15 protein-coding genes and 1 pseudogene are annotated in these 16,171 nt (G+C 46.5%); 10 read left to right on the top strand and 6 right to left on the bottom strand.

Annotation, left to right across the window (positions count from 1 at the left end; translation table 11 throughout):
* The first annotated feature begins 233 nt into the window (after nucleotides 1–233).
* Complete coding sequence (locus tag AC3WRW_RS31580; RefSeq protein ID WP_492550183.1) at nucleotides 234–755, top strand: DUF4937 domain-containing protein; 522 nt, start codon at nucleotides 234–236, stop codon at nucleotides 753–755.
* A gap of 326 nt (nucleotides 756–1,081) precedes the next feature.
* Here the strand turns inward: AC3WRW_RS31580 and AC3WRW_RS31575 are convergent, their stop codons facing one another.
* The 4 genes from AC3WRW_RS31575 to AC3WRW_RS31560 form a co-directional block, all read right to left on the bottom strand.
* Nucleotides 1,082–2,944, bottom strand: coding sequence for a terpene cyclase/mutase family protein (locus AC3WRW_RS31575; RefSeq protein WP_492550182.1), 1,863 nt, complete (start codon nucleotides 2,942–2,944; stop codon nucleotides 1,082–1,084).
* A 466-nt stretch (nucleotides 2,945–3,410) separates the two neighbouring features.
* Complete coding sequence (locus tag AC3WRW_RS31570; protein WP_492550181.1) at nucleotides 3,411–4,022, bottom strand: DUF1349 domain-containing protein; 612 nt, start codon at nucleotides 4,020–4,022, stop codon at nucleotides 3,411–3,413.
* 17 nt (nucleotides 4,023–4,039) lie between these two features.
* On the bottom strand, nucleotides 4,040–5,281 hold the full coding sequence (locus AC3WRW_RS31565) for an MFS transporter (RefSeq protein ID WP_492550180.1): 1,242 nt from the start codon (nucleotides 5,279–5,281) through the stop codon (nucleotides 4,040–4,042).
* Nucleotides 5,282–5,433: 152 nt separating this feature from the next.
* Nucleotides 5,434–6,213 carry a DeoR/GlpR family DNA-binding transcription regulator gene (locus tag AC3WRW_RS31560; RefSeq protein WP_492550179.1) on the bottom strand — a complete coding sequence of 260 codons (780 nt, stop codon included), beginning with the start codon at nucleotides 6,211–6,213 and terminating at the stop codon, nucleotides 5,434–5,436.
* Between the two features lie 191 nt (nucleotides 6,214–6,404).
* Here AC3WRW_RS31560 and AC3WRW_RS31555 point away from each other — a divergent pair, with 191 nt between their 5' ends.
* From AC3WRW_RS31555 to AC3WRW_RS31525, 7 genes are all read left to right on the top strand, one after another.
* Nucleotides 6,405–6,821, top strand: coding sequence for a hypothetical protein (locus AC3WRW_RS31555; RefSeq protein WP_492550178.1), 417 nt, complete (start codon nucleotides 6,405–6,407; stop codon nucleotides 6,819–6,821).
* Between the two features lie 95 nt (nucleotides 6,822–6,916).
* A complete protein-coding gene (locus AC3WRW_RS31550; protein ID WP_492550177.1) occupies nucleotides 6,917–7,783 on the top strand; it encodes an MATE family efflux transporter in 867 nt (288 codons plus the stop codon).
* A gap of 65 nt (nucleotides 7,784–7,848) precedes the next feature.
* Nucleotides 7,849–8,478, top strand: a complete 630-nt coding sequence (locus AC3WRW_RS31545; RefSeq protein WP_492550176.1) for a DapH/DapD/GlmU-related protein — start codon at nucleotides 7,849–7,851, stop codon at nucleotides 8,476–8,478.
* Nucleotides 8,479–8,549: 71 nt separating this feature from the next.
* Entirely contained in the window at nucleotides 8,550–8,771 is a 222-nt protein-coding gene (locus tag AC3WRW_RS31540) for a DapH/DapD/GlmU-related protein (RefSeq protein ID WP_492550175.1), read from the top strand.
* Nucleotides 8,772–8,822: 51 nt separating this feature from the next.
* Nucleotides 8,823–8,966 carry a YjcZ family sporulation protein gene (locus AC3WRW_RS31535; RefSeq protein ID WP_492550174.1) on the top strand — a complete coding sequence of 48 codons (144 nt, stop codon included), beginning with the start codon at nucleotides 8,823–8,825 and terminating at the stop codon, nucleotides 8,964–8,966.
* A 390-nt stretch (nucleotides 8,967–9,356) separates the two neighbouring features.
* Nucleotides 9,357–9,581 (top strand): HEAT repeat domain-containing protein, encoded by a 225-nt coding sequence (locus AC3WRW_RS31530; protein WP_492550184.1) that lies wholly within the window; start codon nucleotides 9,357–9,359, stop codon nucleotides 9,579–9,581.
* Between the two features lie 233 nt (nucleotides 9,582–9,814).
* Entirely contained in the window at nucleotides 9,815–10,630 is an 816-nt protein-coding gene (locus AC3WRW_RS31525) for a DUF2785 domain-containing protein (protein WP_492550173.1), read from the top strand.
* Nucleotides 10,631–10,783: 153 nt separating this feature from the next.
* Here AC3WRW_RS31525 and AC3WRW_RS31520 read toward each other — a convergent pair whose 3' ends face one another.
* Nucleotides 10,784–11,506 (bottom strand): amino acid ABC transporter ATP-binding protein, encoded by a 723-nt coding sequence (locus AC3WRW_RS31520; RefSeq protein WP_492550172.1) that lies wholly within the window; start codon nucleotides 11,504–11,506, stop codon nucleotides 10,784–10,786.
* Nucleotides 11,493–12,953, bottom strand: a complete 1,461-nt coding sequence (locus AC3WRW_RS31515) for an ABC transporter substrate-binding protein/permease (protein ID WP_492550171.1) — start codon at nucleotides 12,951–12,953, stop codon at nucleotides 11,493–11,495. The genes AC3WRW_RS31520 and AC3WRW_RS31515 overlap by 14 nt, the downstream gene beginning before the upstream one ends.
* Before the next feature lie 263 nt (nucleotides 12,954–13,216).
* On the opposite strand from AC3WRW_RS31515, the gene AC3WRW_RS31510 reads away from it, so the two are divergent.
* Nucleotides 13,217–15,616 (top strand): invasin domain 3-containing protein, encoded by a 2,400-nt coding sequence (locus AC3WRW_RS31510; protein WP_492550170.1) that lies wholly within the window; start codon nucleotides 13,217–13,219, stop codon nucleotides 15,614–15,616.
* 23 nt (nucleotides 15,617–15,639) lie between these two features.
* A pseudogene (locus AC3WRW_RS31505) lies at nucleotides 15,640–16,171 on the top strand (hypothetical protein); the annotation flags it as partial.

Genomic DNA, 16,171 nt, shown 5'->3' with positions numbered 1-16,171 from the left:
ACTTAGGTGAAGTTAGATACATCAACAGTAATGAATTTGATTTTCAACCGGATAAATATATTGAAGCGAGTAGTTTAAATCATTATGGCATTGATGAATCACATTGAAATCAAACATGGATCTGATGCAGATTAGCTTGCAGAATATTTCAAGCATTAGTAGGGGATTCCGATGTTCTAAGGGAGCATTTTTTATGGCGTCAAAAAATTTATACGATCTCAGAAGAGGTTTCGATGTTGATAAAAATTATAAACTGTATAGTAAATGAAGATTTAAAGACCACTTTTCATATCGCACAATCCAAATGGTCAGAACTAGAATCAATTAGCGGATTTATTGCACAAGTTGGTGGTTGGAATATTAAAAATAAGCATGAGGCAATAATTATTGGTATGTGGAGATCATTGGACGACTATAACTATTTCATGACAGAAATTCACGACCAGATTATAGGTACAAGTAACCAATCGAAATCGTTTGAATCGATAGATGTAAGTTTATGGAAAATAGATGGAAACCTTAATTATAAAGACTTAAGGACGCTTGACTACATAGAACTTATAGATAAAAGAAAAAACAATATTACTGAAGATAATCTTAAGTGTAAGAATATATCCATAATAGAATTAAAGAATGAGAATGTAAGAAAACAAGTATTATTTCAGAACGAGCCTGGAGATATTTCCGATAATATAGAAGCACAAGTAAGACTTATAAAGGAATGGACTGTTGTAAAGAATCCATGGATTCAGTAACTTCTGACCCCGATTACAACAGCGTTTAATCTACGGCACGGCTTACGCCCCTTGGCTGCCAAGCCAATTCGGGGATCGCATGATTCATTCGTGATCACATAAACATTTGTCACGCTTCGGAAAACGTTAGTTGAATACGCAATTAAGAAAACAAGCTAATTGAACATACTGGTCATGGATAATATGTCAAATAGCTTGTTTTTATTGATTTGAATGTAAAGTTATATAAGTGTACAGGCAGAAGTCCCCACAGCTCAAGATGCAAAAGACCTAATGGAGTTACTATCTGACACATTAGGGCTGCTCTTTCGTACCAGCGAAATTGGTTAAATGCAATTGTTATTATATTTCTTAATATAATGACTCATGGTGAGTAAGGGCCAAATATGGGGATAACTGTGATAATGAATATAGAAATGCCCGGGCAGCCCGGCACCGGTTGGGTACGATGATCGTTTGCTTTCCTGCATGTTCCATTCCATTAATTTGGCCAGTCCTTTATTAATCTCTTCGGTTGGCTGGTCATGGATGGCAATAAGAGTATCGAGTGCCCAGGCCGTGTGAACCACTGTAGAGTATGGTGCAGGAACATACTTTTTATCTATATCGCTCTTGCAAGACTCGCCCCACCCACCGTCCAGTTGCCTGATCTTTAACAGCCAATCAACCGCTTGTTGAATGATCAGATGATCGACAGACATCCCAATTGCTCTCAACCCGGTAACAGCTGCCCACGTACCATAAATAAAAGAAATTCCCCACCGGCCATACCATGACCCATCGTGTTTTTGATTTTTGATAAGCCAGTGCACACTGTCTTGAACCCGTGGATGAGTCATTGTCAACTTTAAGTGGCTGCCCAAAAATTCAAGGGTACGACCTGTTATATCCGCTGCAGAAGGGTCTACAGCCGTATCAGCAAAGTTCTGTATACCGAATAGGCGAGTTATATTTGGGTTGCTGTTTTTTTCAAAGGCTGCCCAGCCACCATCATCATTTTGCATTCCCAACAACCAGTTAACTCCTGCTCTCCAAGCCACCCGATAGTCTAATTGATGGTCAGCAAACCGCGTAAGCGCCCTCAAAACGGCCTGCGTATCATCCACATCCGGATCTGCCGTGTTGCTTTCAGAGAATCCCCATCCTCCTGCGAGGTGAACAAGAGTGTTCCCTAGCCCCTCCTTTAGATCTTTTTGCTGTAGAGTAAGTAAATATTGAGCAGCATGCTGAATTGCCGGATCTTCTGTGGTTAGTCCCGCTTCTTGTAAAGAATGGCAGATCAGCGCTGTGTCCCATACCGTAGAAGGAGAGTTCTGAATATGGGCCTCATCGTTTATTTGGAATCTGAAGGAGGATAAACCCTGAATGGCATGCTGAATTATGGGAGAATCGGGCTGGTAACCGAGAGACAGAAGAGCATAAATCATGTAGAAGGTAGCGCTCGCATAACTGCTAAGAGTCCCGTCTTGCACGATATTTTGCAGCACATAACGCTCCGCTTTCTTAATTGCCGCCTTAGAGACAGGATTGGCTGGCCAGCGTTTGGAAAATACATATAACCAATGACCCTTTCTATCAAGTTTCCTGTGTTTACGAGTCACAAATAAGTGAGTGATGTCCGGCGCAGATGGCTGCCTAAGCGAGAATTTCCGGTGGCCAAGAATCAATACGGGGGCAAAATGAGTACGAACATAGGAACTCCATCTGTAGAAGCTAAAGGGGATAAACTTTGGCATATGCAATAAGCATAGAGGGATCGGATAAAAGGCAGGCCAAGGGTAGAGATGATTTAAAGCCAGCATGAACTTGGTGGAAATATGTGCATTCTCAACTCCGCCGTTACGAAGGATAAAGGCTTCCGCCAATTGCATGTGACGGTCATGTCGATCTGAATAACCAGTAAGCAGCAGCGCGGTATAAGCTTCGATCGTAGATGAGAGATGACCCTCATCATCGTCGTACTGCTTCCATGCTCCATTCACTGCTTGTTTGTTCAGCAAGCGCTGACCCAGTAAGGAAATGAGCTCCTTGTCTTGGCTGTTAAGGGTGCTTAAGAGAATCATCATATAGGCGTCTGTCAAAGGTCCTGTTTCAAAACAATACCTCCAAGACCCATCCGCATTTTGCTCCGCCTTCAGACGGCGGATGCAGCGTTCAATTTCAAATTGTACTTTCTCCAATAATTCCATAGTTGCACCCCGAAACAGGCGGTTCACACCTTATTTGGCTCATACTATGTACGGCGCGATTTTTCGGTGGAGGCTTTCACCCAATCAGACTGAATTTCAATCATTTGCCTAGATGAGCATTTGCTGTGGAGGAGTTATTTCTGGTGGCAGAAGGAGGTGGACGTTCGTGACATCCCAAATTCGGAAAGAGGACGCTCGAAAAATGGTTGGTAAACAAATTGTGGCACTGAAAAAAGATGGAACGAGCGTATTGGGGAAAATTGATCAGGATTAGCGGAAAAACGTTGGTAAGCTGAAAAAAGAGGGCTGCACCGAAAGATTTATTTCAGGTTTGGAGGCGTTGGAAATGACCTCTTACTACTGCAACACACGAGAAGTAGTAAGAGGCCAAGAACATATCCATGAAAATGAAATGCGAATGATTCAGGTAACAAGGGTTAAGAAGGATACAGGGATTTTCTTGTCATTAGACTGGGGGATCCACATGGAGGTCTTGATCTGGGGCAGCAATTTCCCAACGGGTAAACGTAACTTCAAAGCCCTCACGGGTTGGTGAACACGCAAACGGGCCTGCTTGATTCCCCGTAGGGTAGGGGAACCTTGCGACTCGAATCGTGCGCCATGTATCGTGTTTTCTTCTGGCACGAATAATAACGGCATCCTTCACGATTGATGCGCGTATGGTAACTTCTTCTCCGACCCATTCAGGCACGGCCGCAAGCGACCAGTCGGAGTACCCGTTCGTAACCACAACAGCAAGTTGGGGAATGCCATCGTTGATTTCAATACCGGCTTTAATCCATTGTTCTGGACCGTGATAGAGGAGCAAACCCGCTTGATCATATAACCCTGTAAACGAACCAAGCTCAAACGATACTTCAACAGCTGTGTTTTTGTCCCATGCGGCCAGAAGTGCAGGCCCGTCTTCGAACTCAAAGCCATATAAGGTTTTTTTCCAGAAGTCTTTCCCTTTCTCAGGTATAACCTTTAAACGATCGCCATCCTCTTGGAACGATAGTGGGGGATTCAGCCACACTCCTGCCTTCCATGCCATTCGCTCTCTGCTTGGTTGTGTCATCGCTAAACTCTCTCCTTTTAGGATATGGATTCAAACTTTGTCTTCTGGTCGTTAGCCTTTCTTGTTTGCACCCCTAGCGGCTTGGCTGCTTGCGACAGCAATCCAGCAACCACAACTGTGATTAACACTACGATTAGAGCACGGAGTAGGCCGACAGATTGACCGATTAGCCCTAATACGGGAGGGCCAACAAGGAAAGCGATGTAGCCGACCGTCGATACGGCGCCGACTCTTGCGGCAACACCGCGGGGATCGTCACCTGCGGCAGACAGTCCCACAGGAAAACCGCATGCCGCGCCAAACCCCCAGAACACAATCCCGACAATCGCGATTACATGATTATGTCCGAATATAACAAGAAGCAGTCCTGTAATGGCGGAAATCGCAGATGCTCGCAGTATGACAACTCTGCCGAACCGATCTAGCAATGTGCCACCTACTGCACGACAAATGGTCATCGCGGCCACAAAGACGCCAAAGCAAAATGACCCCATGGCAGGCGTAACGTTATAACCGTCCACCATAAGAAGTGGCAACCAGTCATTTGCTGATCCTTCCGCAAAAGCCATTCCAAGTACGATGATGCCAACCAAAATCGTACGCCGTTCTTTCCATATGGCCATACGATCTCTGACGCTCATTGACGGCATTTTTGAATCACCGGATTCCTTCGCTGTGCCTGCTGGTACGAGTCGATATACATATAAGGTCGTAACCAGGACAACAGCCGCCGCAAGTGCCAGATGAATGGGGACCGATATGCCGATCTTAACAGCACCTGTTCCTGCCAATGAACCTAGCAGTGTACCCACGCTGAATGCTGCATGAAAACCGGTTAATAGCGACTTTTTGGCGACTTTCTCAACTGCAGTTCCCTCCACGTTCATCGCAACATCGCATATTCCGCTTCCAAATCCAAAAACTGCTAATCCGCCAAACAACATAATGCTGTTTGTAAGCAACGTACCGCCTATCCCAACAACCAGAAGCCCTACCGCATTTATGGACAGACCAGTCATCATGACAAAGCGACCGCCCTTATGCGCAATTAAATGACTGGCACTCGTCAGGCCGACGATAGCACCAATGGACATCCCCAAAATGATCCAGCCCATCTGTGATGTGGTAGCTTCCAAAGCATCCCGAATGGCTGGTGTACGCGATACCCAAGAAGAGATCGTAAACCCTGGCAAAGCAAATATGAAATAAATGGCGATACGCCATTGCCAAATTTGGCGGTTAGTTAATGACTGATTCATGTTGGTGGTCCTCCTTGCTAAATGAGTTGCGATACATGCCATGTTGCCTTTTTAAATTAATTTAATAAGTGCTCATGCGTTTGCTGCATGAAATGGTCGATGGTGGGGGGGACTTGGCTTTCCCAAACCCCCGACGATGCCATTTTTCGGGCTTATTCTTCAGTCATTCCTTCATCTGAAACAATTAACAACTCAACGTTGTTCTGTTGAAGAATTTCTACAAAAGCTTGTTCAGGCTGTTTATCCGTTATCAGCAAATCAATGGCTTCAAGCCCGCAGACCCGGTAGAACATTCGCGCCCCAAATTTGGTGTGGTCAGCTAACACGATAATTTGATTTGCTCGTTTAATCATCTCACGTTTGACAAACCCATCTTCTTCATTCAGGTAAAAGAGTCCATCAAGTGTAATACTGCAAGCCCCAAGAAACAATTTATCTACTTGATAATCCCTTAGTTTGTCGATAGTCGCTTGTCCAAATAAGAATCTATGCTGAGGATGCAATTCTCCACCAAGAAGAAGCGCTCGAACAGCAGGCTTCTTGGAGAGTACGTCTGCGTTATCGATTGAATTTGTAATAACGACTACATTCGTAGAGGTAAGATGTTCGGCAGCAAATTGGACCGTCGTTGAAGCATCCATCAGAATGAAGTCGCCATTGTTAACAAGAGAGGCCGCAAAGACCCCGATCCTGTGTTTCTCTTCGGATTCACGTACCAGACGTTCTCTGTATTCATGAACTTTATTCGCTTGTTTAGGGAGAATGGCTCCTCCATGCGTTCTGATGACCAAGCCCATTTCTTCCATCCTTAAAAGGTCACGGCGAGCTGTGTCTCGGGATACTCCGAAAAAATGGCAAATATCTTGAATGCTAACACGCCCATGTTGCTTTAGATAATCAACAATTTTGTTGAGACGTTCTTCCTGATACAATGTATCCTCACCACCTCTTTTGAACATTTAAGTCTTTATAAGTCATTATAAGCGTTTATCATGCAATTTCAACTTGTTTTTTTAAGGCATCATCTGCTACAATGATCACGACTTCTTAAACGACTTGAAAAGCATTGTGCTCTTTTTCCTTACAGATCAGTATGCATGGTGATGAAAGGTGGGAGAAAACATTGGATTTACCGAAAGAAAAGAATGTTTCCAGCTGGCGACAACACGGCTTTGTTGTATATCCCAAAGCTGTGACTAACTTTTACGTTCTCCGTTATCTGCAATGGTTGATAGAAGGCGGAACGAATGCCGCGTATTCAACTCATCATCAATCGTTATGGGATATTCGAATGCATAAGCCTGTCTATCATGCCTTCAGCGACCTCATTATTTTCGATGCGGAAAGATGTCACCTTGACCTTGGTTTAGACTTGGATGCATTTTGGCTCCCCCTGACCATGATCCCCGCTAAAGAAATCAATGACATGACCATACAAGAAAGAGTGCAGTATTGGCATGCGAAACCGTTTCAGACATACCTCTCCCCATTAGGATGCAAATTGTTAGGACTCAAATCCTGGGAACCTAACTTACCATAAACCGATAAGGCTGCCGATTACTTCGGTGGCCTTATGTTTTTCCTGGTTACTCTCCGCAAGATTGTTGTTACTTTTTGTTTGTTTTCGATAATCTTGTGGAACTAATTTTGAACATATTGTTCAATGCAATCTGCATCTTTCTTCTCTTTCCAGCGATGCCTAAACTCGCGGTTGCGTCTGTTGCCCTTTCAACGGTTTTAGCTCGTTTCATTGAACTTGCCTTCTGTATTGTACATTCCGTTACCAGAGGGTCGATTCGCTTCCGACTTCCTACACCTAAAGGCATTCAGCGTAATTTATTAAAGGATTTCTGGAAATATACCTTGCCTGTCCAAGGCAATTATATGGTTTGGGGCATTGCTTTAACTGCGACAGCCGCAATTATCGGTCATGTAAACTCTGACATGGTTGCAGCGAATTCGGTGGCATCCATGGTCAAGAACCTGGCTATTGTACTATGTGGAGGCATTGCCAGCGGCGGATCTGTATTAATTGGCAAATATTTGGGGCAGGGAGAGATTGAGAAGGCGAAACATGCGGGCAATAGGATGAGCCTGTACGCTTTGATTTTTGGATTTATTGCAGGATGCACGATTTTGGCACTGAAACCATTGGTTTTCTCTATCGTGAGCTTGAACACTACTGCACAAAATTACTTGGATGGCATGCTGTATATCAGTGCTTTTTATTGTATTGCCAAGTCGATGAATGCCACGACAATTGCGGGTATATTTACTGCTGGCGGCGATTCTAAATTTGGGTTTTGGTGCGATACTGTTGTGATGTGGGGCATAATATTACCACTCGGCTACTTATGTGCTTTTGTTTACCAAGTACCTCCCATCGTGTTGTATATCGTAATTAGTTTGGATGAGGTCGTTAAGCTTCCTGTTACTTATATCAGATATCGTCAATACAAATGGTTGAACAATATTACAAGAAACATTGAACAAGTTAGTTAAGAAAATGATTTATACCTATTTCATATTTATTAAAAATATAAATTTTATGCAGAGGAGACTAGTGCATGAATATTCAAGAGCGAATGAAGAACGGTCAATTGTTTACCGATCACGATTCTAATTACCCAGAGGAAGCTGCTGCTCTAGCTCGTGCACGCCAGCGAGGCAAGGTTCTGTGCTACGAAATCAATCGATTGCATCCCGATGATTTGGATGGACGGAAATCTCTGATGAAACAGCTTTTTGGGAGCATGGGTGAACATGTATGGATGGAGCCTCCAATCCATATGTCCTACGGTTCGAATACTACGGTAGGCAATCATGTGTATATCAACTTTTATTTAACGGTTGTCGATGACTATAAGGTTACGATTGGAAATGACGTGATGTTTGGCCCAAATGTAACGATCGCTGTGACCAATCATCCGGTACACCCGCAAATGCGTAAAGAAGGCGGAATGTATGCCTTGCCGGTCGTTATAGAAGATGGAGTTTGGATCGGGAGCGGAGCCATCATTTTACCAGGTGTTACAATCGGAAAGGGAAGTGTCATTGGGGGTGGCAGTGTGGTAACTAAAGATATTCCAGCCAATGTAATAGCAGTCGGTAACCCCTGCAAGGTGCTCCGAGAGATTACGGATCAAGACAAAATCTTTTACTACAAAAACATGCGTTTCGATCAGGTAGAATGGTAAAAACAAACTAATTAATATTGTGATAATGACGATTTGCAAAACAACTTAAATCGCTATGTTACGCCAAGCCTGTGAAGATCGGAAACGATGTGTGGCTCTCAGCCAATGTAACGGTATGCGGCGGTGTTGTCATTGGAGACGGATGCGTTATAGGAGCAGGTAGTGTTGTGACTCAAGATATCCCAGAAGGCTCCTTTGCCGCAGGTGTGCCATGCAGAGTAATTCGCCAGATTACCCTATTTGTCCTTCCAGAAAGCAAACCCCTGACGTATGTCCAATCAAGGACTATGTAACGAACATATTTTATACCGTAGTGAAAATTCACTTGAGGGGAATGAGTAAACATGGGCTTAGGTTATGGTGGAGTTGGTGGAGTTGGTGGAGTTGGTGGAATTGGTGGAAGTTGTGCAGGGTATGGTTCAGGCGTAGCATCTGTCTTGGTTCTTTTTATTCTTTTGGTAATCATCTCATCAGCTTTTTTTATTTAAAAACAACATAAACAATATCGATGAAAAACAAAAACGGTCTTATCGCGAAATTGATGCGAATACAGACCGTTTTTTCTCGTTGTTGGTATGACGAGTGAGTTGTGTGCTGGCAATATCAGATATGGTCAAGTGGATGGTTCCGCACCAAGTTTTGTTTTCCAGGCGATCGTTATTTTCAAGGTGATGAAATCCTGCGAATGAGCGAGTGAACGTGAGTTAGACCCTTAAAACCGAGGGAAAATGGTGTGTCGCTCTTATGGATCACAATGCAGACGAAACATGTATTGAACCATTAATTCAAAGGTTAAATGATTCTCATCCCGACGTACGAAGACACGCCGTCCATAGCATGGCTGTCAATCGTGCAAGGACAATCCATTATGTGTTGATATCGTTCATTTCTTAGTAGAACGGGCGCTGTACGATCAGAATATTCGTGTGAGACGCTCCGCGATTCATATGTTAGGCAACCAAATGTTTGATCAAAGAGTTGTGAATGCGTTAACGAAAATATTGGAAAAGGAGCAAGATGAAAAATTGTTATCTAATGCTGCATGGTCGTTAAAACAGCAGAATGAGCGCAAATTTCAGTTTCGTCAACTAATTAATGATTAAGGTAACTGGGAACGATCGTGAAATAATGAGGGAACAGCTCGCCACGCGGCAGCTGATCCCAGGTATAAACTTCGACGAACGGCTTCTTCTTGCATAACTAACGGGCAGAATGTTCACAAACATATAAAGAGATTTTTATTAAAATAAGGTACTATATTTAGGATGGGTTATCTACATGGTATGTTATAAAGTATTATTTTTGGAAGAATTAACGGGAAAATGGAGTTGAGAAAGTGCTCAAAGAAGAATTAAGAATAATCGTGGAAAATAATTTTTCACTACCACAAGGAATAGATGAATATTTAATAGTTCAGCAAGTTGTTGATTTACTTTCTTCTACAGATCCAGAGTTACGTGATAAGTTAGCGTATAGCATACTTCATAATTGGCTATTGGAAAAAAAGTTGCTTCAAGATCAACAATTAGTAAAATTGCTCGATAATGCTATCTCTCAAAATATGTTATTCAATAGGATTGAACAAGTAGGTACGGATCGTATCTTTTTGCGTTCCTTTTCCTCATTATTAATTGCGTTGTTGCTTATTCGTGATAATAGGGATGAATACTTATCAGAAAACAAAGTCCATAAAATAATGAATGCGTTAATCACTTATTGTAAGAGTGAAAAAGATTATCGTGGCTTCGTGGAAGGAAAAGGTTGGGCACACGCAGCAGCCCATGTTTCTGATGCTCTTGATGAATGTGTCCGCAACAGGTACATAGGATTAGAAGAATGCAAGTTGGTATGGAATGGGCTACGCTCATTACTTGAAAATGCTCCAGAAGTGTTTAGTTCAGAAGAGGATGAGCGTATAGCTACTACTGTAGCTGCAATGGTGGAGTTAGAGAAAGTACCTCTCTCGGTAATATGTGAGTGGCTTATGGATGTAAAATTACCTAAAGTGAGTGAAATAACTAGACAACATAGTCGAATTAATTTCAAGCATTTTACACGATGTCTTATGATACGTTTATCTGAAAAAGGATTGTTGGATGTGGAAAATGATCTGATTGAGGTTGAGAGGAGATTTAATCCATACATTGTTTAAAGGGAGACGATAGCTTCAATAATAAAGAAACTGGAGCTGAATTTATAACTATCAGTAAAAAGGGGACAAGAACAAAAAAACCTCAGAGAACAAAGTCTCTGAGGCAAATCTTTTTACTCTACATAATAATTCGTATCTATAGAAGTAATTATCCTATAGAACTTTCGCCAAAAAATCTTTCGTGCGGGTGTTAGACGGATTTCCAAACACTTGCTCAGGAGTCCCTTCCTCCACGATCACACCTTTATCCATGAACACAATTCTGTCGCCTACTTCACGGGCAAATCCCATCTCATGGGTCACGATAATCATCGTCATGCCACCTTTAGCCAACTTCTTCATAACATCCAGCACCTCTCCTACCATTTCCGGATCAAGTGCCGAGGTCGGCTCGTCAAATAGCATCACATGCGGCTCCATCGCCAAGGCGCGTGCAATGGCAACCCGCTGCTGTTGTCCGCCGGAGAGTTGGGAAGGGTAGCAATCCTTCTTATCTGCCAGTCCAACAGTGTGCAGCAGCTTCAACGCAGTTTTTTCCGCGTTGGCGGTTGACAGGCCTTTCACCTTGGTAGGTGCCAGGGTCAGATTTTGCATAATGGTCTTATGCGGAAACAAGTTGAAATGCTGGAACACCATGCCCATTTTCTCCCGGGTGGCGTTAATGTTGTGCCCACGAGCGGTAATGGACTCGTTTTCAAACAGGATTTCCCCGCCGCTGGGCTGCTCCAGAAGGTTGATGCAGCGCAGGAAGGTGCTTTTCCCCGAGCCGCTCGGCCCGATGACAACGACAACCTCACCGCCTTCGATGCTGATATCTATTCCTTTGAGAATTTCTGCTTCTCCATATGATTTGCGTAAATCTTTAACGGTGATCACTAGCTCCCATCCTCCGTTCCCATGCGCCAAGCAGCTTGGACAGCGTGAAAGTCAATACAAAATAAATCGCGGCTGAAATAATGAGCGGGCTAAGTCCCTTGTACGTAATATTCTTCACGACTCCAGCCTGATACATAATATCTGCCATTCCGATCACGGATATAATGGATGATTCTTTGATAATCGTAATAAACTCATTTCCGATCGCGGGAAGAACGGACTTAAACGCTTGCGGCAAAATAACATGACGCATCGCCAGCCACCTGTTCATGCCAAGCGAACGGGCTGCTTCCATCTGCCCGCGATCCACACCTTGAATACCCGCACGGAAAATTTCCGCCAAATAAGCCGAACTATTCAAGGACAGCGTGATAATACCTGACTGCAACGGGGTAAAGTTGATCCCCAGTGTGAGCGCCAGCCCATAGTGGATAATCAAAAGCTGCGCCAACATAGGTGTCCCGCGCAAAATCTCAACATACGTTGTACCCAGCAAGGTTATCGCCCGGATACGTGACATACGCAGCAGACTGATGATCAAGCCAATCATGAAGCCAAACAGGACGCCAAGCGCAGATAACATCAGCGTATAACCGAGGCCAATTGCGTAATAGCTGCGGTATTCCCAGAATATTGTAAATATATTTCCAGATGATTGCGGCTTATCTACAGACAGCATACTCGCTTGTTTAACCATCTCTGTAATACGATTCTCGCTCTTTAGACGGGCGACCGTCGAATTGACTTGTGTCAGCAGCTCTGTGTTGCCTTTGCGGATACCGATTGCCGCTTGAACAGGTGCATCGTCCGGAACGGCTTCCGCAAGTGTAAGCGCACTGTTCTGCAGGTAACCGACGGCAACGGTGTCTTCCAGAATGACGGCATTTATTCGTTTCGTCTGCAGCTGCAGAACAAGGTCCGGTATGCGGTCAAGAGATGTAATAACAGCCTCCTGAATGGATCGCGCAATCTCTTCTTGAACGGAGCCTTTTTGTGCGCCGATTTTTTCACCCTTCAAGCTATCCATACTCTTGTAGCGTTCTTTATCTTCGGTACGAACCATTAATACCTGCTTGGATTGGTAATAGTTCTCGGAGAAGTCGATACTTTTCCTGCGATCATCTGTTGGTGTCATTCCGGATATGACCAGATCAACCCGGCCGCTTTGCAAAGCGGGCAGCAAGGCATCAAAGCTCATGTCCTCAATAATAAGCTTTGCTCCCATGTCCTTGGCAATTTCACGAGCAATATCAATATCAAAGCCCACGATCTGGTCTTTTCCATTAATAGTTTTATGAAATTCATAAGGCGCAAATTCGGCGCTGGTACCCAGAACAAGGGTGTTCTCCGACTGGCTGCCTGCCCCATAAGCGGTCTGAACAGGAAGGCCGGTCAGCAGCACCAGCATCAACAATAACAGCGCCGTATAACGGTAATGCTTTTTCACTATGTTTCTCTCCTAACTTGTAGTATGAACATGAACATCGTGTAATTATAAAGAAGTATGAATGATTATGCAACTGCCTGCACGACTGATTCGGACGATCAAATACAGAGATTTCCATACCATGCTGAGGCTTTTTTTGCCCTCCGGATGGCGGATATTTCAATAATTATCTTTTTTGGGGATAGTCAGGAGGGAGAAATACTACTAAACTATTTATGTAGTGAAGTATGGGCTCATTTCAAATTTCATAACGGGAGGTATTTATGAGATTACGGAAATACCGCTATATGCGAACATGGTGCGTGTTTATGTGCAGCTTGGCGGCGATTCTGCTGGTCGTCAGCATGCTGCCGCCAGCTTTGCCTGTCTATGCGTCCCCATGGACGGAGCTTAAAGGGGCGCTGTACGCGAACGAAACTGCGGTTCAGGCTGACGGGACAAGCGTGGCGCATTTACAGCTTGTGCTGCGGGATGAAGATGGCCGGGCCGTTGACTTGTCGCCGGATCAGATCCGGCTGCAGGCTTCGCTCGGCACCTGGGCGACGGCCCCGATTGCAGAGGGGAACGGCGTGTACACCGCTGTATTGACGGCTCCGACCACCGCCGGCATCAGCTACATCAGTGCGGAAGCGGCGGGAGTGACGGTGACGGATATGGCGCGGGTGTATTTTGCACCCGGGGCGCCTTCACCGGAGCGCTCGGTGCTGACGGCTTCCCGACAGGCGCTGCCTGCGGACGGCAGCAGCCAGACGATCATTTCGCTGCAGCTGAAGGATGCTTTCGGCAATGATATTGCCGAGCCGGCGGATGCGCTGCAGTTGTTTACGACAGGCGGCGAGCTGGGCACCGTGACGCACGTCACTTACGGTCGCTATGAGGCGAGCGTCGTGTCGGCGGTTTACGGCCGATTGGGCAGCTTGACGAATGCGGCCGGCTCGTTGTTGGAGCCGCAGGCCGCTTGGGAGGCGGGGGCTATTCCGCCGGGAACGCCGAATGGGGCGCCGCTGCCGGTTTCACTGTCTTTTAGCTATGAAAGTTACGGAACGTATCAAGCTGTCTTGACAGCGGCAAGTGAAGAAAGCACAGCCAAGGTGACAGCCAGCCTGAACGGTGCGACGGTGACATCGAATGTTTATGTGTCTTTTAGCCGCAGTGTGGTAGCGATTGAACCGGTTTCGCTTAGTTTCGGTCAGGCTTCTTACGGTATGAATGTCGGGCAGCAGGTACAAGCCGGGCTGAGTGCGCGCTGGAGCGATCAGTCGGTGAGCGATGTGACGGCTTTTGCTGCTTTTCGCGTGGCTGACGCTTCGATTGCCGCCATCGATAACGGCGGGATTGTGCGCGGGCTTAAAGCCGGCCAGACGGTGCTGACTGCGACTTACGGCAATCTGTCCCAGGATACGGCGATTAAGGTAACGGCACCGGTCGTTGACCATGAGACGCCTTCAGCCCCGAGCGAGCCGGTACCTTCCTCGCCGGGATCGCCTTCTGCACCGACATCGGCGATTCAGGTCGAGCTTGTGCCAGAGAAAGGGGCGGCGAGTTCAAAGCCGATCACTTTGGAGGCGATTAGGCAAGGTACTGTGGTGCTTGATTTGCAGGCGACCGGGGGAGAAGTGCGCATTTCGGGGGCTAGCCTGCGTGAAATCGGCAAGGTAAATCCGAAAGCCGTCCTTGTCTTGCAAGCCGGCGGGGCATCGATGTCCGTGCCGATTTCTGAGCTTTCAACTCAAGCGTACAGCCAAAAATTCAAGATCCCGGAGGATGATATCCAGTTTCATTTTATCGTGCGCGCGCCTGAAGACGCTGTTGCTGCGGCGGTAAAGCGAGCGGTGAGCGAAATGGCGGCGGAGCAGTTGACGCTGGCGATGGCTTTTGAGGTGCAGGTTACGGGAAACAGCGGTGCGAGCGCGTTTATTAGCAAATTTAACCGCTATGTGACACGTACGCTGCCAATTAGCGGCGATAGCGTGCCGACCACGGCCACAGGCGTATGGTGGGTGCCGGGGACGAAGGAGTTCCATTACGTGCCGACGACTTTTGATAACAAAAATGGGCAATGGCTCGCTTACATGAAGCGGCAAGGCGCGAGTGTGTACACAGTGATCAATAAGCCGGTTACGTTCAACGATGTGCAGAACCATTGGGGCAAAACACCGATTGAGCTGTTGGCCGCCAAGCTGATCATTCAAGGCCGAAGCCCGGGTGTCTATGCGCCGGATGCGCCGATCACGCGCGCGGAAATCGCAGCGCTGTTGGTCAGAGCGCTGGGGCTTACCCCAAGCGACACGAAAAGCCCGTTCACGGACATTGCCGGCGGATGGTACGAGCAAGCGGTCAACACGGCTTATCAGGCCGGACTCGTTTCGGGCTATGAAGACGCCACGTTCCGTCCCGATCGCCCCGTTACCCGGGAAGAACTTGTGCAGATGATTATCGGGGCGATGACTTTTACGGAAGTGAAGCCGGAGAATCAGGTCGCACGCGCATCGATGACCGATCAAGATGCTATTTCTGCGTGGGCGCAGCAAGCGGTGAAGCAGGCGGCCGAGATCAGTGTGATTGACAGCGATGGCGCTTTTCGTCCGGCAAGTGTGTCTACGCGTGCGGAGTCAGCGGCTATGCTGGAGCGGATGTTGAAGCTTGTCCAGTTTATTCAATAGTGAGGAAGAGGGGGATAAAGTACATGAAAACGTTAAAGGGCAAAATCGCCGTAGCGGCAAGCGTCTTGCTGTTAGGCACACAAATTCCGGGGGCATGGGCGAACTCGATGCTGCTGGATACGATTCAAATTTGCGTAAGCAGCAACGGACAAATCAAATTGCTTGCGCCGGGCAGCAGCTGTGAGGCCGGACAAACCGCCTACACGCTCAACATCAAAGGCGATAAGGGGCCGGTTGGGCCGCAAGGCGAGCAAGGTCTTGCTGGTGCGATTGGCGCGGCTGGCGCTCAGGGAGCGAAGGGAGACAAAGGCGACCAGGGTGTGCCGGGGACGGTAGGAGCGGTAGGCCCGGCTGGTGTGCCGGGGGTCAAGGGAGATAAAGGCGACCAGGGTGAGCAGGGAGCGGTAGGTCCGGCGGGCCCGGCTGGTGCTCCGGGGGTCAAGGGAGATAAAGGCGATCAAGGTGATCAGGGAGCGGTAGGTCCGGTGGGCCCGGCGGGCGCTCCGGGGGTCAAGGGAGATAAAGGCGATCAAGGTGATCAGGGAGCGGTAGGTC

It is taken from the genome of Paenibacillus sp. FW126-R14, from assembly GCF_058789495.1.
The sequence above is the reverse complement of the archived record's forward strand: the minus strand, read 5'-3'. Positions and strand labels throughout refer to the sequence as shown.

Bases quoted from the DNA above. Each gene is read 5' to 3' on its own strand.
- AC3WRW_RS31535 (WP_492550174.1), top strand. From the start codon at position 8,823: ATGGGCTTAGGTTATGGTGGAGTTGGTGGAGTTGGTGGAGTTGGTGGA.
- AC3WRW_RS31565 (WP_492550180.1), bottom strand. From the start codon at position 5,281: ATGAATCAGTCATTAACTAACCGCCAAATTTGGCAATGGCGTATCGCC.
- AC3WRW_RS31575 (WP_492550182.1), bottom strand. From the start codon at position 2,944: ATGGAATTATTGGAGAAAGTACAATTTGAAATTGAACGCTGCATCCGC.
- AC3WRW_RS31570 (WP_492550181.1), bottom strand. From the start codon at position 4,022: ATGACACAACCAAGCAGAGAGCGAATGGCATGGAAGGCAGGAGTGTGG.
- AC3WRW_RS31510 (WP_492550170.1), top strand. From the start codon at position 13,217: ATGAGATTACGGAAATACCGCTATATGCGAACATGGTGCGTGTTTATG.
- AC3WRW_RS31580 (WP_492550183.1), top strand. From the start codon at position 234: ATGTTGATAAAAATTATAAACTGTATAGTAAATGAAGATTTAAAGACC.
- AC3WRW_RS31545 (WP_492550176.1), top strand. From the start codon at position 7,849: ATGAATATTCAAGAGCGAATGAAGAACGGTCAATTGTTTACCGATCAC.